This is a genomic window from Zoogloea dura (assembly GCF_012927165.1).
GTDB classification, from domain to species: Bacteria; Pseudomonadota; Gammaproteobacteria; order Burkholderiales; family Rhodocyclaceae; genus Zoogloea; species Zoogloea dura.
Genome location: NZ_JABBGA010000001.1, coordinates 403675 through 426850 on the forward strand (window position 1 = coordinate 403675; position 23176 = coordinate 426850).

The window sequence follows — 23176 nt, forward strand, 5'->3', positions numbered from 1 at the left end:
ATGCACGACATCGTTTCCCTGGCCTGGCTGCACCAGGCCGTCACCTGGCTCCTCGCCCCGGCCCTGCTGGCCCTGGTGGCCGCCTGCGCCATCGCCCTCGCCGAAGCGGGGCTGGCCGTCGGCGAACGGCTGTGGGGCCTCCAGCGCCTCGCCGCCTCCGGCGATCTGCCACTGATCCAGCGCATCGCCCGCCACCGGCTGGAGCGGGCCGATCTGCTGGCGCGCATTCCTCCCATGCTGGGCCTGATGGCCACCATCATTCCTCTCGGACCGGGCCTCGCCGCTCTCGGCCAGGGCAACCCGGGCGAGCTGGCCAGCGCCGTCACGGTGGCCTTCGACGCCACCGTGCTGGGCCTCGTCGCCGGCATCGGCGGGCTGGTGGTCGGCAAGTTGCGCCGCCGCTGGTACGAGGAGCTGCTGGAGACCCTGGAGCTGGAGGACGACGCATGAAGGCGGCCCATCCCCAAAAAAAGCCCCCGCGCAAGCGCCTGCGCCTCTACTCGCGCCTCGATGCCCGCTTCGACGACCGGGACGAAGACCCGCGGGCCAGCCTGGTGAATCTGGTGGATGTGATGCTGGTCTTCGCCTGCGGCCTGCTCGCGGCGCTGGCCGCCAGCACCCAGGGCGCCCTGTCCACACCGAGGCCGGTGGACAAGGGCCGCGCCATCGAACGCCCGGCCGACGGTCAGGGCCAGGCCGGCGCCGGCATGGACCGGGTCGGTGAGGTATTCCGCGATCCGAAGACCGGCCAGCTGATCCTGATCGAGCCTGCTGCGGGCAAGACTGCACCCTGAATATTCCAGCGTCCTTCCCTAGCGGAAGGCTTGCACCGTCCCGGTGCATGCGGTTAGACTGCGCCGCGTCACAGGTGCCGAGCCCGCTTTCCGCGGGCAAGGTGAAACGGGAAGTCCGGTGAAGTCGTGAGCCAGCCCTCACGCCCATTCCGGCGCAGCCCCCGCTGCTGTAAGCCTGACAACTCTGCTTTACGCCACTGCGTGCCCAGCACGCGGGAAGGTTGGCAGACGAGGAAGAAGGCGAGCCAGAAGACCGGCCTCTGACGTTGTGGTGTGGTATTGGCCCCGGGGTGTGGGCGGAACCGACCGATGGGTTCGCCCAGCCGCTTCGTCCGTCCGTTCTTCGCTCGTCATGCACCCGTCATGACCCCGCGTTGAACCGCTCCCGATCCCGGCATGTGCCTGCCCGGCCCCTGGCCACCGGTCCGTTTTTTCGTTTGTCCTTCCTGCCCCCCGTTGCCTTGCCGCACTTCGTCCATCCGTCACGAAGGGAAGCAAGATGCACATCGAACCGGGGTACGTCGCCAATGCCAAGATCCTCGCCGCCAATGCCGGCGCCATCGCCCTGCTGGGGAGCCAGTCGGTCCACCTCCTGCGCCAGCCGCAGCTGATCGTCCGCAGCCTGCTCGCCGCGGTGTTCTTCAGCCTGGCGATGCAGGCCTTCCACCTGCGGGTCGGCCCATCCGAGCTGCACTTCCTCGGCGCCATGCCGATCTACCTGTCCTTCGGCTTCCTGCCCGCCCTGTTTGGCTTTGCCGTCGGGCTGCTGGTGCAGGGCCTGCTCTTCGAGCCGACCGATCTGGTCCACCTGGGCATCAACTTCCTGTCCCTGGCCCTGCCCCTGGTCGTCGTGCATGCCACCCTCGGCAAGCGCCTCGGCGCCCTCTCGGTGCGCAGCATCCTCAAGCTGGACGCGGCTTATTACAGCGGCGTGACCCTGATGGTGGGCTTCTGGCTGGCCATCGGCGAGGTCGCCACCCCTGTCTCTGCCTGGGCTGCCTTCGCCCTGTCCTACGCGGCCATCGTGGCGATCGAACCGCTGGTCACCCTGCTCGTCCTGCGCACCCTGCACGGCCGGCCGGCACACCCGGTGCTGCGCCTCTGCTTCGCCGCCCGGGCGCACTGAAGCATGAGCGGCAAGATCTGGTTTGTCGGCGCCGGGCCGGGTGATCCCGAGCTGCTGACCCTCAAGGGCCGCCGCCTGCTCTCCGAGGCCGGCGCGATCCTGTACGCCGGTTCGCTGGTCAACCAGGCGGCCACCCTGTTCTCGCCGCCCGGTTGCGAGATCCGCGACTCGAAGGACATGACCCTGGAGGAGATGACCGCCTGGCTGCTCGAACAGGCTGCCCGGCACGCCACGGTGGTCCGCCTGCAGACCGGTGACCCCGGCCTTTACGGGGCGCTGCAGGAACTCACCCGGCCGCTCAGCGCCGCCGCGATCGAATGGGCGGTGGTGCCCGGCGTGTCCTCGGCCTTCGCCTCGATGGCCGCCGCCGGCGAGAGCATGACCCTGCCTGAAGTCACCCAGACGGTGATCCTGACCCGCGTCGAGGGCCGCACCCCGATGCCGCCAGGAGAGTCCCTCGAAGCCCTGGCCGCCCATGGCAGCACCCTCTGCATCTTCCTGTCGATCACCCTGCTGCACGAAGTCCAGCGGGCCCTGCGTAACGCCGGCTGGGCCGAGGACTCGCCCATGCTGGTGGTGCAGAAGGCCAGCTGGCCCGGCGAGGAGAAGATCGTCCGCGGCACCCTCGCCGACATCAAGCGGCGCTGCCAGGACGCGAAGATCGCCAGCCAGGCCATGATCGTCGCCGGCCCCACCCTGAGCGCCGCCGACTGGCCGACCCTCGCCCGCTCCAAGCTCTACGACCCCGCCTTCGGCCACCGCTTCCGCAAGGCCAGCCTGCCCACCGCCTCCCCGGAGATGACCCCATGAACGACTCAACCCTGCTGCTTGTCGGCCACGGCTCCCGCAACCGGGACGGCAACAACGAGATCCTCAGCTTTGCCGCCCAGTGGCGCGAGCGCCACGTCGGCCGGCGCATCGACGTGTGCTTCATCGAGCACGCCGAGGTGCTGCTCGACGAAGGCCTCGACCGTGCCGCCGAAGGCAGCCGCCACGTGGTGGTGCTGCCCTTCATCCTCAACGCCGCCGGCCACGTGAAGATGGAACTGCCGGCCGCCGTCGAGGCCGCCCGCCAGCGCCACCCGGGGGTGCGCTTCAGCTGCACCCGCCACCTCGGCATGGGCCGCGAGATCCTCGCCGTGCTGCAGGCTCAGCTCGACGCCCTGATGCATGCCCTGGCCGTGCCCGACCCCCAGACCACCGGGGTGATCCTGCTCGGCCGAGGCTCATCCGACGCCGGTGCCAACGGCGAACTGGCGCGCATGGCACGCTGGCTGTTCGAGGACAACGAGCACGAGCTGGTGGACCTGGCCTTCACCGGCGTCACCTGGCCACGCCTCGAGACCGTGGTACAGCGCCAGGCGCGCCTGGGCATGGCACAGATCTGCATCGTGCCGGTGTACCTCTTCAGCGGCGTGCTGATCGATCGCATCCAGGCCCAGGTGGCGCGCCTGCGCACCCAGTACCCGCAGATCGCCTTTGCCCTGGGCGGGCACTTCGGTTTCGACCGGGGCATCTTCGACCTCCTCGACACCCGCGTCGCCGGCGCCGACCTGGCCGAGGGCGGGCTGCTCGAATGCGACGGTTGCAAGTACCGCCAGGCCGCCGAGGCGGAGCACCTGCACCACCACGGCCACGAACACCACGCCCACGCATAGGCAGACATCCATGTCCACCTTCAACACCGTCACCGAACAACTCACCGCTGCCGGGCGGGCCATCGAGCATGACTCCTTCGCCATCATCGACTGGGAGGTGGGCCACCACGGTTACCGGGCCGAGCAATGGCCGGTGGTGCGCCGCATGATCCACGCCAACGCCGACTTCGAGTTCAACGGCCTCACCGCCTTCCACCCGGACGCCATCAACGCCGGGGTGGCGCGCATCCTGGCCGGTGGCGCGCCGGTGGTGGCCGACGTGGAGATGATCTGCGTCGGCCTGTCGGCGCCGCGCCTGGGCCACTTCGGCATGCACACCCACCAGTTCATCTCCGACCCGGACGTGATCGCCGCCGCCCGCGCCGAGGACACCACCCGCGCCGTGCAGGCGATCCGCAAGGCCCACCGCCTGGGCCTGCTCGACGGTGCCCTGGTGGGCATCGGCAACGCGCCCACTGCGCTGATCGAGCTGGTCCGCCTGATCCGCGAGGAAGGCGCCCGGCCGGCCCTGGTGATCGGCATGCCGGTGGGCTTCGTGTCGGCCGCCGAGTCCAAGGACCTGCTGATGGACGTGGCCGACGTGCCGTGGGTGGCGATCCGCGGCCGCAAGGGCGGCTCGACCCTGGTGGTGGCGGCCCTCCACGCCCTGCTTGGCCTGGCCGAAGAGCGCCAGCGCCAGGACGCCTGAGGATTGCCATGACAGCCGGCCACGTCCTCCCCGAAAAAGTCCGCAAGGGCGACCCCAAGCGGGATCGCGGCAACCGCACGGGCTTTTCCACCGGCGCCAACTCCGCTGCCGCCGCAGCCGCCGCCACCCTCGGGCTGGTGCACGGGCGGGTGCCGGAGGCGATCGAGTGCGTGCTGCCCAACACCCAGCGGGTGCGCTTCTCCATCACCGACGGGTGGACCGACGGCCTGCGGGCCCGGGCGGTCAGCATCAAGGACGCCGGTGACGACCCCGACGCCACCAACGGCGCCCATCTCACCGCCGAGGTCGAGCGCCTGCCCGGCGCCGCTGGCGAGATCGTGCTGCGCGGCGGCCCCGGCGTGGGTGTGGTGACCAAGTCCGGGCTGGGCCTGGAGGTCGGCGGCCCAGCCATCAACCCGGTGCCCCGCCGCAACATCGCCGACAACGTGCGGGCCGCCGGCGCCCCCATCCTGGCCGCCGGCGACGGCCTCGCCGTGACCATCTCGGTACCGGGTGGCGAGGTGATGGCCACCAAGACCCTCAACGCCCGGCTTGGCATCCTGGGGGGGATCTCCATCCTCGGCACCACCGGCATCGTGCGGCCCTACTCCACCGCGGCCTTCCGGGCCAGCGTGGTGCAGGCCGTCGACGTGGCCGCGAACCAGGGCCAGACCAGCGTCGTGTTCACCACCGGCGGGCGCACCGAGAAGTGCGCCATGCGCTGCTTTCCGGAGCTGGACGAAGCCTGCTTCGTGCAGATGGGCGACTTCGTCAAGGCCGCCTTCCAGACCGCGGTGAAGCAGGGCATGCAGCACATCATCGTCGGCGCCATGGTCGGCAAGCTCACCAAGATCGCCCAGGGCCTGTCGGTCACCCACGCCTGGCGCGAGGAGGTGGACCGGGAGCTGATCGCCGCCGCCGCCGCCGAGGTGGGCGCGCCGCCCGACCTGGTGGACGAGATCCGCGCCGCCGAGACCGCCCGTTTCGCCGCCGAACGCCTGGCCGAGCTGGACCTCGCCGTGGCCTTCCACCGGGCCCTCGCCGCCCGCGCCATCCACAGCCTGCGCCAGCGCTACCCCGGCCCCCACCGCCTCACCGTGCTCGCCTGCAATTTCGAGGGCGTGCCCATCGTCACCCTGGAAGAACATGAACTCGCCTGAACCCTGCCGCCTGATCGGCATCCTCGACGACGGCTGGGCCGGCCTGGGCGATCTGGCCCGCGCCCACCTGATTGAATGTGACCTGTTAATCGGCGCCCGCCGCACGCTTGAACTCGTTGCCCTCCGCCTCCCCTCCCGGGTGGAACAACGGGCGATGGACGGCCTTCTCGGCCGTGTCCCCGAGTGGGTCCGTGCGGCGCGGGGCGCCGGCCAGCGCTGCGTCGTGCTGGCCACCGGCGACCCCCTGTGCCACGGCATCGGTGCCTTCCTGATCGATAAACTCGGCGCCGGCCAGGTGGAGGTGCTGCCTGCCGTGTCCACCCTGCAGTTGGCCTTCGCCCGCCTCGGCAAGCCCTGGCAGGCGGCGCGTATCGTCTCGGTGCACAGCCGTGACGCAGGCGAATGGCAGCCCGGCGCCGGGCCCGACCACGGGCTCTACCCCCTGCTGCAGGCCGCCGCAGAAGCCACCACCGCTGCGCCGCTGATGGGGGTGTTCACCAGTCCCGCCAACAACCCGGCGCGCATCGCCCGCGCCCTGATCGCGGCGGGTTACGGCGAGGACTTCCGCCTGTCCGTGGCGGCCTGCCTGGAGCTGCCGGAGGAGTCGGTGCACGCGGACCTGAGCCTCGCCGACGCCGCCGCCCGCGAATTCGCCGATCCCAACATCGTCGTGCTGGAGCGCTGCGGCCCGCCGGACAGCCGGCCGCGCTTCGGTTTCGATGACGCCGACTTCGTGCAGCGCACCCCCGAGAAGGGCCTCATCACCAAGCAGGAAGCCCGTGCCGTGTCCCTGGCCCGCCTCGGCCTGCGCAGTGACAGCGTGGTCTGGGACATCGGCGCCGGCTCCGGCTCGGTGGGGCTGGAAGCCGCCCGCCTGGCCCCCCGCGGGCATGTCTGGGCGATCGAGAAGAACCCCGGCGACGCCGCCAATGCGCGCGAGAACGCTCGCCGCTTCAGGGCCCACAACTACAGCCTCAGTGAAGGCAAGGCGCCGGAAGGCCTCGACGCCTGGCCCGACCCGGATGCCGTCTTCATCGGCGGCTCCGGCGGCGAGCTGGCCGAACTGATCCGCCTGGTGCTGGCCCGCCTGCGCCCGGGCGGCCGCCTGGTGATGAACTTCGTGACCCTGGAGAACCTGGCCACCGCCACCACCACGCTGACTGAAGCCGGCGCCAGCTGGGACGTGATCCAGCTCCAGGCCGCGCGCAGCCAGCCCATCCTCGCCATGCACCGCCTCGCCGCCCAGAACCCGGTGTGGATCGTCTCCGCGGCAAGCCCGGCTCAAACCCAATCCATCTGAATGATGAGCACGATGACCCCCCGTCCTCCCGGGCGCCTGATCGGCGCCTCCCTCGGCCCCGGCGATCCGGCGCTGATCACCCGCCGGGCCTGGGATGCCCTGCAGTCCGGAGCCCGCTGGCTCTACCCGGTCAAAAAGGCCGAGTCGGCGTCCTACGCCCTCGGCATCGTCGAGCGGGGCGGCCTGCACGTGCCCGCTGACGCGGAAGCCCTGGTCTTCCCGATGACCCGCGACCCGGTCGCCCTGGCCCGGGCCTGGTCGCGTGCCGCCACCCGCACGGTCGAGCTGCTGCGGGAAGGCCGCGACCTGGTGTTCCTGGTGGAAGGAGACGCCTCCACCTTCGCCACCTTCGGCCACCTGGCCCGGGTGGTGCGGGAGCTAGCCCCCGAGGTCGAGGTGGACACCATCCCCGGCGTCAGCGCCTTCGCCGCCGCGGCCGCCATCACCGCCACCCCGCTGGCCGAAGAGGACGAGACCTTCGCGGTGATCCCGGCCGCCTACGGTATCGAGGTGATCGCCCGCCTGATCGACGACTTCGACACCCTGGTGCTGCTCAAGGTCAAACCGCTGCTCGACGAGCTGATCGAGCTGCTGCGCCAGCGCGGCCTGTTGCAGCACGCCTGCTTCATCGAGAAGGTCGGCGCCCCCGAGGAACGCATCGTCCATGACGTGGCCGGCCTGGCCGGCGAGAAGGTCAATTACCTGTCCCTGCTGCTGGTCCGCAACCCGGAGCGCGTACGTGGCGAGCTGCGCCGTGGCTGCAGGAAGCGGCTGTAAGCGCGCTATGGGGACGTGCAAGGGCGGCTTCAGCCGCCCGCGGGTGTCAGATCAAAGCTGGTGTGCCTCTACTGGGCGGCTTTCCGTTTTTCAGCGTTGGATTGGCCGGGAGTTCGCCCCGGCGGGCGACCTCCTTTCTTGCTTCGCCAAGAAAGGAGGCAAAGAAGGCGACCCGCCTCCCCGGTCGTCCGCTGCGCGGACGACTCCCCTGCGCTGCTCACGCCAGGCGGCCGGCGCGGAACTCGCCCTTCGGGCTCAAACAGCCGCGCCGGACTACCCCGCCTGCCGTTCCGCTGCTCGGCGGGTCGGAACGGGCTTTTCGCAAACACCGCGCGTTTGCTGAAGCAGGGCGTGATGATCAACGCACAAGCAGAACCCCAGCGTCTCGCATCCACCGGTCTTTCCGTAGAGGCTTGGTGCTTGCTGAAAGCCCGTTCTGACCCGCCGAGCAGCACAGCAGCGGGCGGGGCTTTCCGGCGCGGCTGTCTGAGGAGGCGTAGCCGACGAGTTCCGCGCCGGCCGCCCGATGCGAGCAGCGCAGGGGAGTCGTTCGCAACGCGAACGACCGGGGAGGCGGGTCGCCTTTCTTGCTTACTTCTTTGGCGAAGCAAAGAAGTGAGTCGCCCGCCGGGGCGAAATCCCGGCCAATTCAACGCGGAAAAAGGGAAAACCGACCAGACAAAAGGCACAAACAGCGGGCTGAAGCCACCCCTACAACACCCTCCATATCACCCATCACACCCCCATGACCCAGCACCTGCCCTTTCCCTCCGAACGCATCGCCGTGGTGTCGATCACCCGCCACGGCATCGCCCTGGCCGGCCACGTCATTGCGGCCCTGCCCGGCGCCCGGCTGTTTGCGCCGGAGAAGTTCGCCGCTGAGGCCGAGGCCGCAGCACCCGGCGCCAACGCCTGCTACGCAGGCAAGACGGCCGAGCAGATCCCCATCCTGTTCTCCAACTTCGATGGCATCGTCGCCATCGTCTCCCTCGGGGCGATGGTGCGGCTGGTGGCGCCCTACCTGGCGCGCAAGGAGTCCGACCCCGGCGTGGTGGTGATCGACGAGGCCGGGCGCTTCGTGATCCCCATGCTGTCCGGCCACCTGGGCGGCGCCAACGCCCTGGCCGGCGTGCTGGCCGGGGCCCTCGACGCCACCGCGGTGCTCACCACCGCCTCCGATGCCCGCCAGACCCTGGCGGTGGACCTGCTCGGCCGCGAGCTGGGGTGGACCTTCGAGGCCAGCCACGACGAGATCGTGCGGGCCAGCGCCGCCGTGGTGAACGACGAGCCGGTGGCCCTCGTGCAGGAAGCCGGCAGCCCCGACTGGTGGGCCCGCCATGCCAACGGCCGCAATGGCCCGCTGCCGGGCAATCTGTTCCCCTTCTCGCGCCTCGAGGACGTGGAACCGGAGCGCTTCGGCGCCGTGCTGTGGATCAGCCACCGGGATCTGCCCGCCGCCCTGGCCCCACGCCTGGCCGGCAAACGGGTGATCTACCGGCCGCCGGTGAGCCCATGAGCGCAGCCCGGCCGCCCGAAGGCGCTCGCACCGAGGCCCGCCAGGGCGGAGGTCATCCATTCAGCAGCGTCGGGCCCATCGCCCTCGGCATCGGCTGCGACCGGGGCACGCCGGCGTCCACCCTGGCCTGGGCCGTGGTGGATGCCCTGGCGGCGTGCCAGGCCAGCCTGACGGACGTTGTCGCGGTGGCCAGCATCGACCTGAAGGCCGATGAACCGGGGCTGCACGCCCTGGCCCGCTGGCAGGGCTGGACGATCCGCTTCTACCCGGCTGCCGAGCTGGCGGAGGTGCCCGTCCCGCACCCCTCCGAAACCGTCCGCAAGTACACCGGCACGCCTTCGGTCTCCGAAGCCGCCGCCCTGCTCGCGGCCGGCACCGACATGAGCGGCTTACTGCTCGAAAAACACAAATACCGTGGCCCCGACGGGCGCCATGCCACTGTTTCGATTGCGAGGATTCCCCGATGAACGACATCACCACTCCCACTTCCACCCCGGGTCGCATCATGCTGGTCGGCCTTGGGCCGGGCAGCCACGCGCACCTGTCGGCCCGCGCCCGCGCCGCCATCGCCGAAGCCGACACGGTGATCGGCTACGTCACCTACATCCGCCTGGTGGCCGACCTGCTGGAGGGCAAGGAGGTCATCCGCAAGTCCATGACCGAGGAGCTCGACCGGGCCGTGGAGGCCTTCGAGCGCGCCCGTCAGGGCAAGCGGGTGGCCCTCATCTCCTCCGGCGACGCCGGCGTGTACGGCATGGCCGGGCCGACCTTCGAGGTGCTGTTCCAGGCCGGCTGGACGCCGGAGTCGGACATCGAGGTCGAGATCATCCCCGGCGCCTCGGCGATCAACACCTGCGCCGCGCTGGTCGGCGCGCCGCTGACCCACGACTTCTGCGCCATCTCCCTGTCGGACCTGCTGACCCCCTGGCCGGTCATCGCCCGCCGCCTGGAGGCGGTGGCCTTCTCCGACTTCGTGGTGGCCTTGTACAACCCCAAGAGCGGCCGCCGCACCCGCCAGATCGTCGAGGCGCGCCGCCTGTTCCTGCGCCACCGCAGCCCGGACACCCCGGTGGCCATCGTCAAGTCGGCCTACCGGCCCAAGCAGCGGATCGAATTCACCACCCTCGAGAAGATGACCGAGTGCGACATCGGCATGCTGTCCACGGTGCTGATCGGCAACTCCAGCACCTTCATCCGCCACGGCCTGATGGTCACGCCGCGGGGCTACGCCAACAAGTACGACGTGGACAGCGGCACGGCGCACGAGGGCGAGAAGCCCGGCCGCTCCCTGAGCAGCGGCCTCACCGGCTGGCTGGCCGGGATCCATGCCAGCGGGCTCGGCGCGGCCGAGCTGGCACGCATCCACCGCCTGCCCGAGGACTACATCGCCGCCCTGCTGGCCGAGCCCCTCGAATCCCCCGAGCCGCTGTCCGAAGCCGCCGGCGAGGAGGCCGGGGCATGAGCGAAGCGATCAAGCCGAAGATCGCCGGCTACCACCGCCACCTGCTGCTGTGCACCGGCCCCCGCTGCGCCGCCGACGGCGCCGCCCAGGCGCTCTTCGACAGCCTCGGCGCAAAGTTCAAGGCAGCCGGGCTGGACAGCGGCGAGCTGCGCGTCAAGCGCACCCGCGCAGCCTGTTTCGCGGCCTGCAAGGGCGGACCGATCCTGTGCGTCCAGCCGGACGGCACCTGGTACTACGGGGTCACCGACGCCGTGATGGACCGCATCGTCAGCGAGCACCTGGTCGGCGGCCAGCCGGTCAGCGATCACGTATTCCACCAGGCCACGGCCTGCCCTACATCCACCGCATCCGAGTAAGCCATGCTGTCACTCACGCGCCCCTTTGCTCTCCGTAATCCCGCCCTCGGCGCGGCCCTGCTCTTTGCCTTCGCGACGCCGGCCGCCCACGCCGCCGGCATCCCGACCCTGCAGGAAGTCACCGTCAGCACCCGCAACACCGACCTGATCGGCGTCGCCGACAGCGCCAGCGAAGGCACCGTCACCGCCCGCCAGCTGGCCAGCCGCCCCCTGCTGCGACCCGCCGAGGTGCTGGAGGTGGTGCCCGGCCTGATCGTCACCCAGCACTCCGGCGACGGCAAGGCCAACCAGTACTTCCTGCGCGGCTTCAACCTCGACCACGGCAGCGACTTCGCCACCCGGGTGATGGGCATGCCGATCAACATGGTGTCCCACGCCCATGGCCAGGGCTACATGGACCTGAACTTCCTGATCCCCGAGCTGGTGGGCAGCGTGAAGTACCGCAAGGGCGTGTACGAAGCCGAGGACGGCGACTTCGCCACCAGCGGCAGCGCCCGCATCGACTACCAGCGCCGCCTCGCCGCGCCCTTCGTGGACCTGTCCATCGGCCAGCACAACTACCGCCGCCTGCTCAGCGCCGGCAGCACCCGCCTCGACAACGGCTTCGACCTGCTGGCCGGCATCGAACTGGCCGGCAACGACGGCCCCTGGGACCAGCCCGAGAAGCTGAAGAAGCGCAACGCGGTGTTCCGCCTGTCGTCCGGCACTGCCGCCGACGGCTTTGCGCTGACCGCGATGCTCTACAAGGCCGACTGGACCGCCTCGGAGCACGTCCCCGAGCGGGCCATCCGCAGCGGCGAGATCGGCCGCTACGGCACCCTCGTCCCCAACGACGGCGGCCAGACCCACCGCTACAGCCTGTCCGGCGAATGGGCCCGCAGCGGCGAGCGGGACGCCACCCGGGCCAGCGTCTACGTGGTGGATTACGGCCTCAACCTGTTCTCGGCCCCCTCCGGCTACATCGGCGGCTTGCAGGGCGACCAGCACGAACAGGCCGACGAACGCCTGCTGTGGGGCGGTGAAGCCCGCCAGAGCTGGTTCCTCGGCCCCGAATGGAAGGACTCGGAAGTCAGCGTCGGCGCCCAGCTGCGCCAGGACCGCATCGGCAAGGTCGGGCTGTACACCACCGAAAACCGCCAGCGCAGCGCCACCGTGCGCGAGGACCGCATCACCGAGACCGCCTACGCCCTGTTCGCCGACGCGCGCACCCAATGGACCCCGTGGCTGCGCACCAGCCTCGGCGCCCGTTACGACGAGATCCATGCCGACGCCACGGCCCGCGGCGGTGTGTACAACATGGACAACGGCGGCAGCGTCCGCGCCCGCCAGACCAGCCCCAAGCTGGGCGCGGTGTTCGGCCCCTTCCCCCTGCTCGGCCCCACCGAGTTCTACGCCAACTGGGGCCACGGCTTCCACAGCAACGACGCCCGCGGCGCCACCGCCCGCCACAATCCCCAGGACGGCAGCGCCGCCGACCCGGTGCCCTTGATCGTCAAGGCCCGCGGCAGCGAGCTGGGCATCCGTACCACCCCCCTGCCCGGCTGGAACTCCAGCCTGTCCATCTGGCGCATGAAGCTGGCCTCCGAGCTGGTCTTCATCGGCGACGAGGGCATCACCGAACCCAAGGGTGCGTCCCACCGCTACGGCCTGGAGTGGTCCAACTACTTCGTGCCGGCACCAGGCTGGATCGCCGACCTGGACGTGGCCCTGTCCCGCGCCCGCTTCGACGCCGCCAACCCCGACAACGGCGGCCGCCGGGTCCCCAACGCCATCCCGCTGACCGCCTCGGCCGGCCTGGGCATGGACAACGGCGGCCCCTGGTTCGGCGGCCTGCGCTGGCGCTACATCGGCGCCTACGATCTGGAGGAGACCGGCGAACAGAAATCCCGCGCTTTCGGCATGCTCAACCTGAAAGCCGGCTACCGCGTCTCGAAGCAGCTCCAGGTGACTGTGGACGTGCTCAACCTGTTCGACCGCAAGGCCAACGACATCGAGTACTGGGGCGGCGCCTGCACCCGCAGCGAAGCCCTGGCCGGCACCGGCGGCTGCGGCAGCGGCGGCGCCATCGACGGCCGGCTGGTGCACCCGCTGGAACCGCGCAGCGTAAGGCTGAGCCTGCGCTTCAGCCTATAGGGGCGGATTCATCCGACACCCGCAAGTTGCCCCTGGAGCCCAGTCATATCGGCTCCGGGCCCAACCGGTTCGGCTCCGGGGGGAACGTGTTCGGCTCCGGAGGCCAGTGGGTTCCCCTCCGGGCCAAACTTGCTCAGCGCTGAGCCGAACTTGTTTCCCTCCGGAGGCAGTGGGTTCACCTCCGGACCGAACTTGTTCGGTTCCAAGCCGAACCTGTTTCCCCCCGAGCCCAGTGGGTTCATGTCCGGGCCCAACTTGTTGCCCTCCGGGGGAGACCGGTTTCCTTCTGAGGGTAAATTCCTTTACGCGCAGCGAGGCCAGGCAGGCTTTTTTGCCGTACTCCGCGGCTCGTCCATGAGCAGCAGCAGCCTCAGCTGAACGATGTTCGGGAGTAGTTCAAGCAACTCGAGGAGCGCCTGTCGCTAGACCGTCCCGTGAATGTGTAACTGGCCGGGGGGAATGCTGTCCACTTTGGGCCTGCGCTTCAGCCTGTTGGGGGCGGAGCCCTATCAGAACCAATACCCGAAACTCAAACGCCAGCCATTGGAATTCTTGGCCTGGACAAGTGCCAGCCCTCCCCTCAGATAGCTTGCCAGCCCCTTTGATTCGCGATCCGTCCCGACCGTGAAGCCCACTTCATTCTGGCTCTTGGTGTAAGTCTCCGAGCCGGTGAAGAGGGTATTTACGTAGGTGAATTCGGTGGCCATCTTGTGTCCGCCTGCCGAAAACGGAATCGTGTACATGACGCCATTACGGAACACCGTATTCGCGACCTTGGGATCGAACTCATAGTCGTCGACCTTCAGCTTGAGCGTCCGGTAATGCCCCACCATGTTGCCGATGGCAAGCGTATTGCCATCGGCAGAACTGGAGAGCACATAGGCACTGCTCAATGAGGCCGACATCTGCTGGGCGGCCTGCGCCAGATCAACCGAAGCGGCCAGCCCATAGCCGACAGCCGGCGTCAGCGTCCAGCTCTTGCTCACGGGGATACGGGTCGCCAGGCTGAACTGGCCCGCATAGGTGCTGGCCTTACCCACCGAACCCAATGTGATCGGTGCGGAGATGATGACCTGCCTCCTGGAATCGGAATCGGACCTCCACGTGTAGGACAAGGGAATCGTCTTGGTGGAGGTTTCAATGTCACCTTGCTTGAAATGGCCGTAGGTAAATCCAAGACCTATCAGATTCGGGATCCTGGCATCGCCATTCCCAGGAGAGATCACCCGCGAGGCAAGACTCGTGACCCCAAGGTCGAAATCGGCTGCAGCCTGAAGGGTCTGGATCGACCCCGGATTACCGGCGATGCTGCTGTTCGGAGTCTTGGCCACGACCCACTTCTGGATCTGCGTATACACGCTCCCCGAGTTGGCCTTCAGGTAATTCACCAACTGATTATAGGCGTCCTTGCGAGCATCATTGGCCGTGCCCCCCAACCCCACGAAAACCTCGCTGATGCCAAGCTCCGGCACCGAAAAGCTCAATGACTGGGCGTTGCCCGTATAGACGGAACTGGTGAAGTTCCAGTTCAGGCCCAGGTAGTTGATCGTGCTGGACGAAGCCTGATCCGCATTGAAGTTGATGGTGCCGAAACGTTGCTGAATGGCTGATTCGTTTTTGGCCAGGTCGAAGAGTTCGGATAAGGAAGAAAACCCTGCCGCAGCAGTCTGGCCGTTTTGAACGAAAGAGATGCTCAAAGGATCTGCAGCGTGAGATGCCACGGAAGACACAGTCGAAACGGCAACTGCAAGACCGATTAATTTATATTTTTTCATGATTTGATCCGTGCAAGAAATAGAGCTTTCGAGAGATCACTGAAATACCTATTCAGCGATCCGGATTCCAGACGCAGGGCTCCCGCGTCACGAAGATCAAGATTTATTCAAGACGTCCCCCGCTCTTGTGACACATTTTTAAAATTGAAAGCGGATTGAGGAACCCGCCCTTCATCCATGCCGTTTGATTTTCCCTGGACTTCAATATATCCACCATCCAATATGTACTCATCATCCATATGGATGAAGAACATAGCCACCTAACGGCATACCATTTGCTTAATAAGAACTGGCAATAGGAGGAGAGAATGAATCCGGACGATTACGATGAACTGGTTGGCCAGATCTACGAGGCTTCGCACTCACCGACGGCCTGGCCCGCAGTGTTTGCATCGCTGGAGAATTTGGTTGGGGTCGATGCGTGGACGATGATGCGGATAGCGCATCGGCCGGAGGAAGGAGCACATTTCCTTTCCATTGGCGGCACCCGCGTCAGCGCCGAGGCGCCAATCCGCTACGAATCCCATTACGGTGCACTGGACCCAAGGACCGACCTGGTGCGGCGGACACCACCGGGCGAGATCTACACCTGCGTGCAGCACTTCGACGAGCGCTTCGTTTCGCGCAGCGAGTTCTACCAAGACTTCCTGCTGCCTGAAGGCTTGCGCTATGTGATCGGGGGTTGCGCGTATCGGGCGGAGGACCACGACTACGTCTTCGGTCTGCAGCGCGGGGCAGACCGTGGTGTATTCACACCGGAGCATGAATCACTGCTCAGGCGCCTGACCCCGCACCTGGGCCGCTCCCTGCGGCTGATGGATGGCCTCCAGTCGCACCTGCAGGACGCAAACGCCGTATCCGCTGCGCTGGATACGACACCGATTGCGGTTATCGCTATTGATGGAGTGGGCCGTGTTCGCAGCAGCAACCGCCGTGGGGAGCAGATGCTGCGGGATGGCGATCTCGTTTGTGTGCGAAAGGGGGTGTTGTCGTGCGCAGACCCATCGCTTCGAAGCCATCTTGCGGCGATGGTCGAGCACTGTGGCCGGTCTGCAGAGCCCGTTTCCTTGCTGCTCGGCAGCGATGGGAGCCAGGTGCGGCGCTGCAGCCTGACCTTGCTCCGGGCCAAGCCGGCTTCCGTCTTCGCTGCGCTGGGTTCGGAGGGGCTGCTGCTGTGCCTGATCGCTCCCATCGAACGTCGACGCGTGGCAACAGCCAGACAGCTGATGGCCTTGTTCGGGCTGACCCCGGCGGAGTCCCGCCTTGCGAGGGCGCTGGCGGCGGGGGAGTCGTTGGAGGTCTATGCCGAGAATGCGGGGCTGAAGCTCCCCACGGTGAAGACCCAGTTGCGGGCGGTGCTGTCCAAGACCGGGACCGACAGGCAGGCAAGCTTGATAGGCTTGATCGGAGGGGTGCCGGTTGTGAGGGAATGATTCGGCAGATGGAATAGCCTGCTCTCTGCCGGGGCGCCGCCGGAAACAACGCTGTACACAGGGCTCACTCGCAATCCGCATCAAGCTTGCCATAAAGAGCTTTACTCCCAATAATGCTTTTCATGGCAAGCACAAAAACCCACCCCTGCCCTGATGAGGTTCTCCACATCGCCCAGCGCCTGGGCGGGCGAATCCGTGCCGCCAGGGTCTTCCGGAAATGGCGGCAGGAAGACCTGGCCGGGCGCAGCGGCTTGTCCCGCTCGACCATCCAGGCGATCGAGCGAGGTGAAGAGACGGTCGCCATAGGGAGTGTTCTGCAGGTCCTCTGGCTGCTCGGCCTGGCCGGCGAGGTCGAGCTGATCGCCGACCCGGGGCTGGATCGCGACGGTCTGTCCCTGGCGCTCGATGCGGCGAAGAAGCGCGTGTACGTCCAGCGGAAGGCGGACGATGACTTCTGACGATCTCTTCGTCTGGGTCTATCTCCCAGGCCGGCAAGCGCCGGTCGTGGCAGGCCGCCTCGGCCTGTCACAGACGGCTGCTGGCAAGGTGGGCCGCTTCACCTACGGACGCTCCTACCTGGAGCGCCCGGACGCAATCCCCCTCGACCCCCTGACGCTGCCGCTGAAAAAGGGGGAATACAGCTTCACTTCCCTGAGCGGCTTTCCCGGCGTGATCCTGGACAGTTGCCCGGACCGTTGGGGCGTCAAGGTGATAGACCGGCTGGTCGGGCAACAGGATTATCCGCGCGGCTACATTCTCAGAAACGATCCCGGCCGCGCGGGTGCCCTCGCCTACTCCACCCGTTCAACGGAAGCACCGCAGGAGCAATCGAGCCGGGAGTTTTCCCTGGCGCAATTGCTCACCGCGGCCGAGAACGTGGAGTCCGATCGCCCGGTGGATGGTGAATTGCTCAAGGCCTTGCACCCAGGCACCGGCGGCGCGCGCCCGAAATGCAATGTGTTCGAAGACGAGGCAGTCTGGATCGCCAAGTTTCCCAGCATTGACGACGCGCCCCTCGTCAGCATTCCGCGCCTGGAGCACGCGACCCTGCAACTGGGTCGGCTCTGCGGCATTTCGACGGCCGAGACCGTGATCCGGGAGGTGAATGGCCGGGACGTCTGCCTGGTCCGGCGTTTCGACCGGGAGGTGGCAGGCGGCCACATCAGTCGGCGCGGCTTCCTGAGCGCACGCAGCGTGTTCCATGCCGACCCGGCCTACGTCGGCGTCTCCACACCCTCCTATGCCCGCCTCTCCCGCTGGATGCCGCGCTATGGCTGCACGGCCGAGCAACGCCAGGAACTGTTCCGGCGCATGGCCTTCAACTGCGTCGTCAGGAACGTGGATGATCATGAACTGAACCACGGCCTGGTCCATGTCCGGGGTGACACCTTTGAACTGGCCCCGGCCTACGACATTGTGCCCAGCCTCCAGCGCCACGCCATCCACCATCACGCCATGCTTACGGGTGACTCCGGCGCCGGCACGATCGCCAATCTCGCCAGTGTGGCAGAGGCCTTCACCCTCAAGCGGGACGAGGCGCTGGCAACCCTCCACGATATCCAACGGAAGGTGCTGGATCACTGGCGGGACGTCTTCTACGAAGCAGGCTTCGACGATCAGGCTCTGCACGCGCTGGAGCACGTCTTCCAGGCGCTCCCGGCGGGGAACTGAACTGCAGCCCCCTGCCCCATCACCCCCCCTGCATCACGAAGCGGTAGCCCACCCCGGGCTCGGTCAGCAGGTGGTCCGGGTTGGCCGGGTCGGTTTCGAGCTTCTTGCGCAGATGCCCCATGTACACCCGCACGTAATGGCTGTCGTCGGCGTGGGAGGGGCCCCACACGGCTTTCAGCAGCTGCCGGTGGGTCAGCACGCAGTCCGGGTTGCTGACCACGTAGGCCAGCAGGCGGAACTCGATGGGCGTGAGATGCACCGGCTGGCCGTCCCGCTCGACCAGACGGCGCCCGAGGTCCACCCGCACCGGGCCGAAGACGATCTGCGCCGGCGCGTCCGAGCCGGCCCGGTAGCGGCGGCGCAGCTGGGCCCGCACCCGGGCCATCAGTTCGGCGGCACCGAAGGGCTTGGTCAGGTAGTCGTCGGCGCCGGCGTCTAGGGCGCGGACTTTCTCCTCCTCAGCGGTGCGCGCCGACAGCACGATGATGGGCATGTCGGACCAACTGCGCAGCTCACGGATCAGGTCGACCCCGTCGCCGTCGGGCAGGCCCAGGTCGAGGACCAGCAGGTCGGGCTTGCGGGTGCCGGTCTCGATCAGCCCGCGCTTCACCGAGTCGGCCTCGAAGACCTCGCAGCCTTCGGCCTCGAGGGCCAGGCGCACGAAGCGCCGCAGGCTGGCCTCGTCCTCGACGACGATGACCTTGGGGCTGGGTTCAGACATCCTTCATCCTCTCGTTGGTTTCCACTTCGGGGAGCCGCTCGTCGTCCATCAGGGGCGGTGGATGGCCCAGGGGCAGGGTGAACACGAAGCAGGCGCCGCCTCCGGCCCGCTGGCGCGCGTGGATCTCGCCGCCGTGGGCTTCGACGATGGCCCGGCAGATCGCCAGGCCGAGCCCGACCCCCGGCGTGTCGCTCTCGGCGCGGCCCCGCTCGAACTTCTTGAAGATCGCCTCCTCGCGCCCCTCCGGCAGGCCGGGGCCATCGTCCTCGACATGGACTTCCAGGCGCTGATCCACCACGAAGGCCCGGATGTCGATATGACTGCCCGGCGGCGTGTATTTGAGCGCGTTCTCCACCAGGTTGGAAAAGACCCGCTGCATCAGCACCGAGTCCATTTCGACCAGCGGCAGTGTCTCGTCCAGCCCGACATGCAGCACATGCCCGGCCAGGGCGGGACGCAGGCCTTTGAGGGCGCTGCCGATCACCTCCTCAAGCGGCTGCCACTGGCGGTTGAGCTGGACCCGGCCGGCCTGCAGGCGGGCCATGTCGAGCAGGTTGTCCACCTGGGCATTGATCCGCAGGGCCTGCTCCCGCAACTGGCCGGCGATGCCGGCCTGCTCCCCGGTGGGCGGCGGGCGGGTCAGGGCCAGGGAATCGGCCAGGCCGATCATCACGCTGAGGGGGGTCCGCAGATCATGAGAAATGGCCGACAGCAGCGAGTTGCGCAGCCGCTCCGACTCCATCTGCACCGTGGTCAGGCGGGCCACATCCACGTAATGGACCCGCTCCAGGGCGATCGCGATGAGGGACGCAAAGGTGTCCAGCAGGCGCCGCTGCTCGGGGATCAGCAGGCGCGACGGATCGCGCATCTCGAGGGCCAGCACGCCGCGCAGGCGCATCGGCGCCTTGAGGGGCAGGTAGAGCACCGGGCTGGCCGGCAGGGTGTCGGTACCCTGCCCGGCTGCCTCGCCGTGGTCGAAGGCCCACTGGGCAATGCCCGGTTCGACAGCGGGAAAGCCCGGCGAGGCAAAGATCGGCGCCTGCAGCCGGTCATCGTCATCGGCCAGCAGGAAGGCCGCCCGGGCCCCCATCTCGGCCACCAGGAAACGCTCGCCGATCTCGGTGATCTGCTCCGGCAGCAAGGCCCCGGACAGATCCCGCGACATTTCGTAGAGGGCCCGGACCCGCGCTTCCCGGCGCCCCGCCACCCGGGCCTGGTACTTGTAGCCGGCGGTGAGCTGGCCCACCACCAGCCCCACCACCAGCATCACCAGGAAGGTCATCAGGTACTGCACGTCACTCACCGCGAAGGACAGGCGCGGCGGCACGAAGAAGAAGTCGAAGATGGCGACGCTGAGGAAGGAGGCCAGCACCGCCGGGCCGCGTCCGCAGCGCACCGCCACCACCACCACACCAAGCAGGAAGACCATCACGATGTTGGCGAGATCCACCAGCGAGGTCAGGGGCGCGGCGATCAGGCCGGCCAGGCCGCACACCGCAGTCGCCAGCAGGTAGTCCCGCCATGCCAGCGTCGGCGGCTCAGGCTGGCCGGCGGCAGGCTCGGCGCGGGAGTCCTCGCGGCCAGCCAGCGCCACCTGGATCACGTCCATGTCGGGGGCGATGCGGCCGATCCGGTCGGCCACCGAGCGCTGCCAGAAGCGCCATGCCGGCGGCTCATCGCGCCCCACCAGGACCCGCGACAGGTTGTGGGCCCGGGCGTAGGCCACCACCTCCTGCTCGACCTGGGCGCCCGACAGGGTCGCGGTGCTGGCGCCCAGTTCCTCGGCCAGCTTGAGGGTGCGCAGGATGCGCTCGCGCTGCCCGGCGCCCAGCCGCGCGTGGGCAGGCGTCTCCACGTGGATCACATGCCACGGCGCCTCCAGGCGCCCTGCCATGCGGGCCGCCGCACGCACGATCTTCTCGCTGCCTGCGCCGGGCCCGACGCAGGCCAGCAGGGAATCCTGGGTCTGCCACACCGGCGCCACCAGCTGGTCGCGGCGGTATTGCTGGACATCCTCGTCCACCCGGTCGGCGGTGCGGCGCAGGGCCAGCTCACGCAAGGCCAGCAGGTTGCCCTTGCGGAAGAAGTTGCGGATCGCCCGCTCGGCCTGGTTGGGCAGGTAGACCTTGCCCTCGCGCAGGCGCTGCAGCAGCTCGTCGGGAGGCAGATCCACCAGCACCACTTCGTCGGCCTCGTCGAAGACCCGGTCCGGCACCGTCTCCCACACCCGGATGCCGGTGATGCCGCTGACCACGTCGTTGAGGCTCTCCAGGTGCTGCACGTTGATCGTGGTGTAAACGTGGATGCCGGCGGCGAGCAGTTCTTCCACATCCTGCCAGCGCTTGGGGTGGCGGGAGCCGGCCACGTTGGAGTGGGCCAGCTCGTCCACCAGCACCAGGGCCGGCTTGCGGGCGAGGGTCCGGTCCAGATCGAACTCGGCCAGGATCCGCCCCCGGTAGGGCACCGACAAGGGCGGGATGCACTCGATGCCGGCGGCCATTGCCTGGGTCTCGGCCCGGCCATGGGTCTCCACCACGCCGATGACCACGTCGACACCCTGCTCCAGCTGCTGACGCGCCGCGGCGAGCATGGCGCAGGTCTTGCCGACACCGGCCGAGGCGCCGAAGAAGATCTTCAGCCGGCCGCGCTGGGCCCGCGCCTCGTCCTGCTGCACGCGGGCCAGCAGCGCATCCGGATCGGGGCGGCCATCGTCCCGGGGATCCTTGCCCTTCATCGTGATTCGTCCGCCTTCCGGAACACCCGGACCAGTGAAGCCCACTTGGCCTTGCCGTCGAGACGCTCGTCGGACAGCGCTTCAAGAAAATCCGACAGGCGCTTGGAGCGCGCCACCGCGAACAACACCATGCACAGGGTGCTGCCGGTCACCACGCCGAACTGGAGCAGCTTGCGGGAGTCCGCCACCTCGGGGAAGTTGAACAGGTTCATGCCGAAATAGCCGGTCACCACCGTGGCGATCAGCCCGAAGATGGTCACCACGGTCAGGCGCAGCACGGTGCCCGACTGGCGCCGCTGGCTGTCGCTGTCCAGGTAGGCGCTCATCTCGCGCACCTGCTCCTTCACGTCGGCGAACAGCTCGTCATTGCGCAGCAGCCCGGTGGTGCGCTGGAACAAGGCCTGCACCAGGCCCTGCTCGGACACTTCGTGGAACCAATAGCGGTGGGTGAAACGCAGGAAGGCCTCGAAGGACAACCGGATGCGGCGCTTGAAGCGGCGCACCGACTCGGCGTCGCGCACGTCCAGGTCGTTCACCGCGTCAGCCAGCCCGTCGGAGAAGGACAGCAGCGCGGCCCGGTGGAAATGGGCAATCATGAAGACCAGGAAGTACTGGTGGCGGAAGCGCGCCAGGAAGCCGTGGTCGGGGTCGCGGAAATACTCGGAGCGGGCGTCGCCCACCAGCACCAGGGCGTTGCCGGTGCACAGGAAACGGCTGTTGGGCCCCTCCTCCGAATCGGTCCAGAAACGGTCCTCGCAATGCAGGCGCTCGAAGCGCAGCACGGACGGGTCGCGCACCGGCAGCGGGTCGCGGGCCGGCAGGTTGGCCACGAAGCCGATCCGGATGAAGTCCTCGCGGGTCAGGGCGCGCGGGTCATCGAGGGCCAGGAAGGCCATCATCGGCATGCGGTAGTACTCGATCAGGCGATAGCGCAGCGCCCCCGGCAGGTCCTCCTGGTCCTGCACCAGGGGCTGCAGCAGCCAGGCCCACAGGGCGCCGACCCGGGGCGCGCGCTTGGCGCACACGAAGTGCAGGTAGCGGTCGCGCTGCTCGGAGTCGGAGGTGGCGAGGATCTGCCCGTCGTGCCCCAGCAGCTCCGAACGATGCACGTTATGCACGCCCTGGCCGTTGGCATCCCAGCCGGTCGGGTAGGCGCGCCCGAAGCGGTACAGCAACTCCAGGGCGGTGGCCAGGGGCAGATCGTCGGCGGCCACCTCCACGTTGAGCAGGGCCACGTCCATGTCGAGGAAGAGATACAGGTCCACGTGGGCCACGCGCAGGGCGATCGGCGCCTCACCGGGCCTGAGGGTCACCCGCAGGCCGGCCACGTCGGTACGCCGGTAGACCGACATCGACGCCGGCCGGGCCGCCTCCGCCGCCACGCCGGAGCGGCTGTCGCCGTACAGGAAGCGCTGAACATAGGGCAGGAAGGCGACGAACTCCTTGTAGTGGCGCTCCTGGAAATCCGCCGGATCGGTGGTGAATTCGTCGTCCACCGGGGCCCAGCGGCCGTCGCCGGTTATCAGCTCGTGCAGGCGGCCGATCTCACCCCCGCTGAAACCCGGCCGTATCTGCACCGGCCAGACCAGGACATCCCGGAAATGGCGGACCACGTGATCCGGTTGTGACAGCATGGCGTCTCCTCTGCGTGTTCTTCTTGTTGTGCGGCCGGCCAGGTGGGCACCCGCGGCCGGATTGTCTGTCATTTCGGGGCGTCCGGGCACGCCTGCGTATCGCTCCGCAGCCTGCTGTCCCCAAGCGCAGCATGGCGGGCCCGGCGCAAGCGCCCGGCCGCCTCGGCCATCTCGGCGAGCGTTCGGAGGCGGACCAGCCCGGCCAGGGATGTCTTGCATTTCGGCGAGCAGGTCAGGA

Annotated in this window: 21 protein-coding genes and 1 riboswitch; of the genes, 17 read left to right on the forward strand and 4 right to left on the reverse strand. The window is 68.3% G+C overall.

Annotated elements, in window-relative coordinates; all coding sequences use genetic code 11:
• From HHL15_RS01765 to HHL15_RS01825, 14 genes are all read left to right on the forward strand, one after another.
• Positions 1-450: a MotA/TolQ/ExbB proton channel family protein gene (locus tag HHL15_RS01765; RefSeq protein ID WP_169144084.1), complete on the forward strand. Its 450-nt coding sequence runs from the start codon at positions 1-3 to the stop codon at positions 448-450.
• On the forward strand, positions 447-794 hold the full coding sequence (locus tag HHL15_RS01770) for a hypothetical protein (protein WP_206198530.1): 348 nt from the start codon (positions 447-449) through the stop codon (positions 792-794). Before HHL15_RS01765 ends, HHL15_RS01770 begins: the two co-directional genes overlap by 4 nt.
• Positions 795-849: 55 nt before the next feature.
• Positions 850-1070, forward strand: a riboswitch (cobalamin riboswitch).
• Between the two features lie 223 nt (positions 1071-1293).
• The gene (locus tag HHL15_RS01775) at positions 1294-1920 is read left to right on the forward strand and encodes an energy-coupling factor ABC transporter permease (RefSeq protein WP_169144085.1); all 627 of its coding nucleotides are present in this window, start codon (positions 1294-1296) and stop codon (positions 1918-1920) included.
• Positions 1921-1923: 3 nt separating this feature from the next.
• Entirely contained in the window at positions 1924-2730 is an 807-nt protein-coding gene (cobM, locus tag HHL15_RS01780; protein ID WP_169144086.1) for a precorrin-4 C(11)-methyltransferase, read from the forward strand.
• A complete protein-coding gene (locus tag HHL15_RS01785; RefSeq protein WP_169144087.1) occupies positions 2727-3578 on the forward strand; it encodes a sirohydrochlorin chelatase in 852 nt (283 codons plus the stop codon). Before cobM ends, HHL15_RS01785 begins: the two co-directional genes overlap by 4 nt.
• 10 nt (positions 3579-3588) lie before the next feature.
• On the forward strand, positions 3589-4266 hold the full coding sequence (locus HHL15_RS01790) for a precorrin-8X methylmutase (RefSeq protein ID WP_169144088.1): 678 nt from the start codon (positions 3589-3591) through the stop codon (positions 4264-4266).
• 8 nt (positions 4267-4274) lie between these two features.
• Positions 4275-5426, forward strand: a complete 1152-nt coding sequence (locus HHL15_RS01795) for a cobalt-precorrin-5B (C(1))-methyltransferase (protein WP_169144089.1) — start codon at positions 4275-4277, stop codon at positions 5424-5426.
• Positions 5413-6726 carry a precorrin-6y C5,15-methyltransferase (decarboxylating) subunit CbiE gene (gene cbiE, locus HHL15_RS01800; RefSeq protein ID WP_169144090.1) on the forward strand — a complete coding sequence of 438 codons (1314 nt, stop codon included), beginning with the start codon at positions 5413-5415 and terminating at the stop codon, positions 6724-6726. Before HHL15_RS01795 ends, cbiE begins: the two co-directional genes overlap by 14 nt.
• Positions 6727-6738: 12 nt before the next feature.
• Complete coding sequence (gene cobI / locus HHL15_RS01805) at positions 6739-7503, forward strand: precorrin-2 C(20)-methyltransferase (protein ID WP_408065711.1); 765 nt, start codon at positions 6739-6741, stop codon at positions 7501-7503.
• A 745-nt stretch (positions 7504-8248) separates the two neighbouring features.
• The gene (locus tag HHL15_RS26190) at positions 8249-9019 is read left to right on the forward strand and encodes a cobalamin biosynthesis central domain-containing protein (protein WP_206198531.1); all 771 of its coding nucleotides are present in this window, start codon (positions 8249-8251) and stop codon (positions 9017-9019) included.
• The gene (locus HHL15_RS26195) at positions 9016-9486 is read left to right on the forward strand and encodes a cobalamin biosynthesis protein (protein WP_206198532.1); all 471 of its coding nucleotides are present in this window, start codon (positions 9016-9018) and stop codon (positions 9484-9486) included. Before HHL15_RS26190 ends, HHL15_RS26195 begins: the two co-directional genes overlap by 4 nt.
• Positions 9483-10481: a precorrin-3B C(17)-methyltransferase gene (cobJ, locus tag HHL15_RS01815; protein WP_235943166.1), complete on the forward strand. Its 999-nt coding sequence runs from the start codon at positions 9483-9485 to the stop codon at positions 10479-10481. The genes HHL15_RS26195 and cobJ overlap by 4 nt, the downstream gene beginning before the upstream one ends.
• Positions 10478-10837 (forward strand): (2Fe-2S) ferredoxin domain-containing protein, encoded by a 360-nt coding sequence (locus HHL15_RS01820; RefSeq protein WP_169144091.1) that lies wholly within the window; start codon positions 10478-10480, stop codon positions 10835-10837. The genes cobJ and HHL15_RS01820 overlap by 4 nt, the downstream gene beginning before the upstream one ends.
• A 3-nt stretch (positions 10838-10840) precedes the next feature.
• Positions 10841-12970 carry a TonB-dependent receptor gene (locus HHL15_RS01825; protein WP_169144092.1) on the forward strand — a complete coding sequence of 710 codons (2130 nt, stop codon included), beginning with the start codon at positions 10841-10843 and terminating at the stop codon, positions 12968-12970.
• A 509-nt stretch (positions 12971-13479) separates the two neighbouring features.
• Here HHL15_RS01825 and HHL15_RS01830 read toward each other — a convergent pair.
• The gene (locus tag HHL15_RS01830) at positions 13480-14745 is read right to left on the reverse strand and encodes a hypothetical protein (RefSeq protein WP_169144093.1); all 1266 of its coding nucleotides are present in this window, start codon (positions 14743-14745) and stop codon (positions 13480-13482) included.
• 308 nt (positions 14746-15053) lie between these two features.
• Here HHL15_RS01830 and HHL15_RS01835 point away from each other — a divergent pair, with 308 nt between their 5' ends.
• From HHL15_RS01835 to HHL15_RS01845, 3 genes are all read left to right on the forward strand, one after another.
• Entirely contained in the window at positions 15054-16178 is a 1125-nt protein-coding gene (locus tag HHL15_RS01835; protein ID WP_169144094.1) for a helix-turn-helix transcriptional regulator, read from the forward strand.
• Positions 16179-16300: 122 nt separating this feature from the next.
• Complete coding sequence (locus HHL15_RS01840) at positions 16301-16636, forward strand: helix-turn-helix domain-containing protein (RefSeq protein ID WP_169144095.1); 336 nt, start codon at positions 16301-16303, stop codon at positions 16634-16636.
• A complete protein-coding gene (locus HHL15_RS01845) occupies positions 16626-17849 on the forward strand; it encodes a type II toxin-antitoxin system HipA family toxin (RefSeq protein WP_169144096.1) in 1224 nt (407 codons plus the stop codon). The genes HHL15_RS01840 and HHL15_RS01845 overlap by 11 nt, the downstream gene beginning before the upstream one ends.
• Positions 17850-17868: 19 nt before the next feature.
• On the opposite strand, the gene kdpE is transcribed toward HHL15_RS01845, so the two are convergent.
• Genes kdpE through HHL15_RS01860 form a run of 3 tightly spaced genes read right to left on the reverse strand, consistent with a single transcriptional unit; the run spans position 17869 to position 22938 of the window.
• The gene (gene kdpE, locus HHL15_RS01850) at positions 17869-18570 is read right to left on the reverse strand and encodes a two-component system response regulator KdpE (protein ID WP_169144097.1); all 702 of its coding nucleotides are present in this window, start codon (positions 18568-18570) and stop codon (positions 17869-17871) included.
• Positions 18563-21304: a two-component system sensor histidine kinase KdpD gene (gene kdpD, locus HHL15_RS01855; protein WP_169144098.1), complete on the reverse strand. Its 2742-nt coding sequence runs from the start codon at positions 21302-21304 to the stop codon at positions 18563-18565. Before kdpD ends, kdpE begins: the two co-directional genes overlap by 8 nt.
• Entirely contained in the window at positions 21301-22938 is a 1638-nt protein-coding gene (locus HHL15_RS01860; RefSeq protein WP_169144099.1) for a CorA family divalent cation transporter, read from the reverse strand. The genes kdpD and HHL15_RS01860 overlap by 4 nt, the downstream gene beginning before the upstream one ends.
• Between the last annotated feature and the right edge of the window lie 238 nt (positions 22939-23176).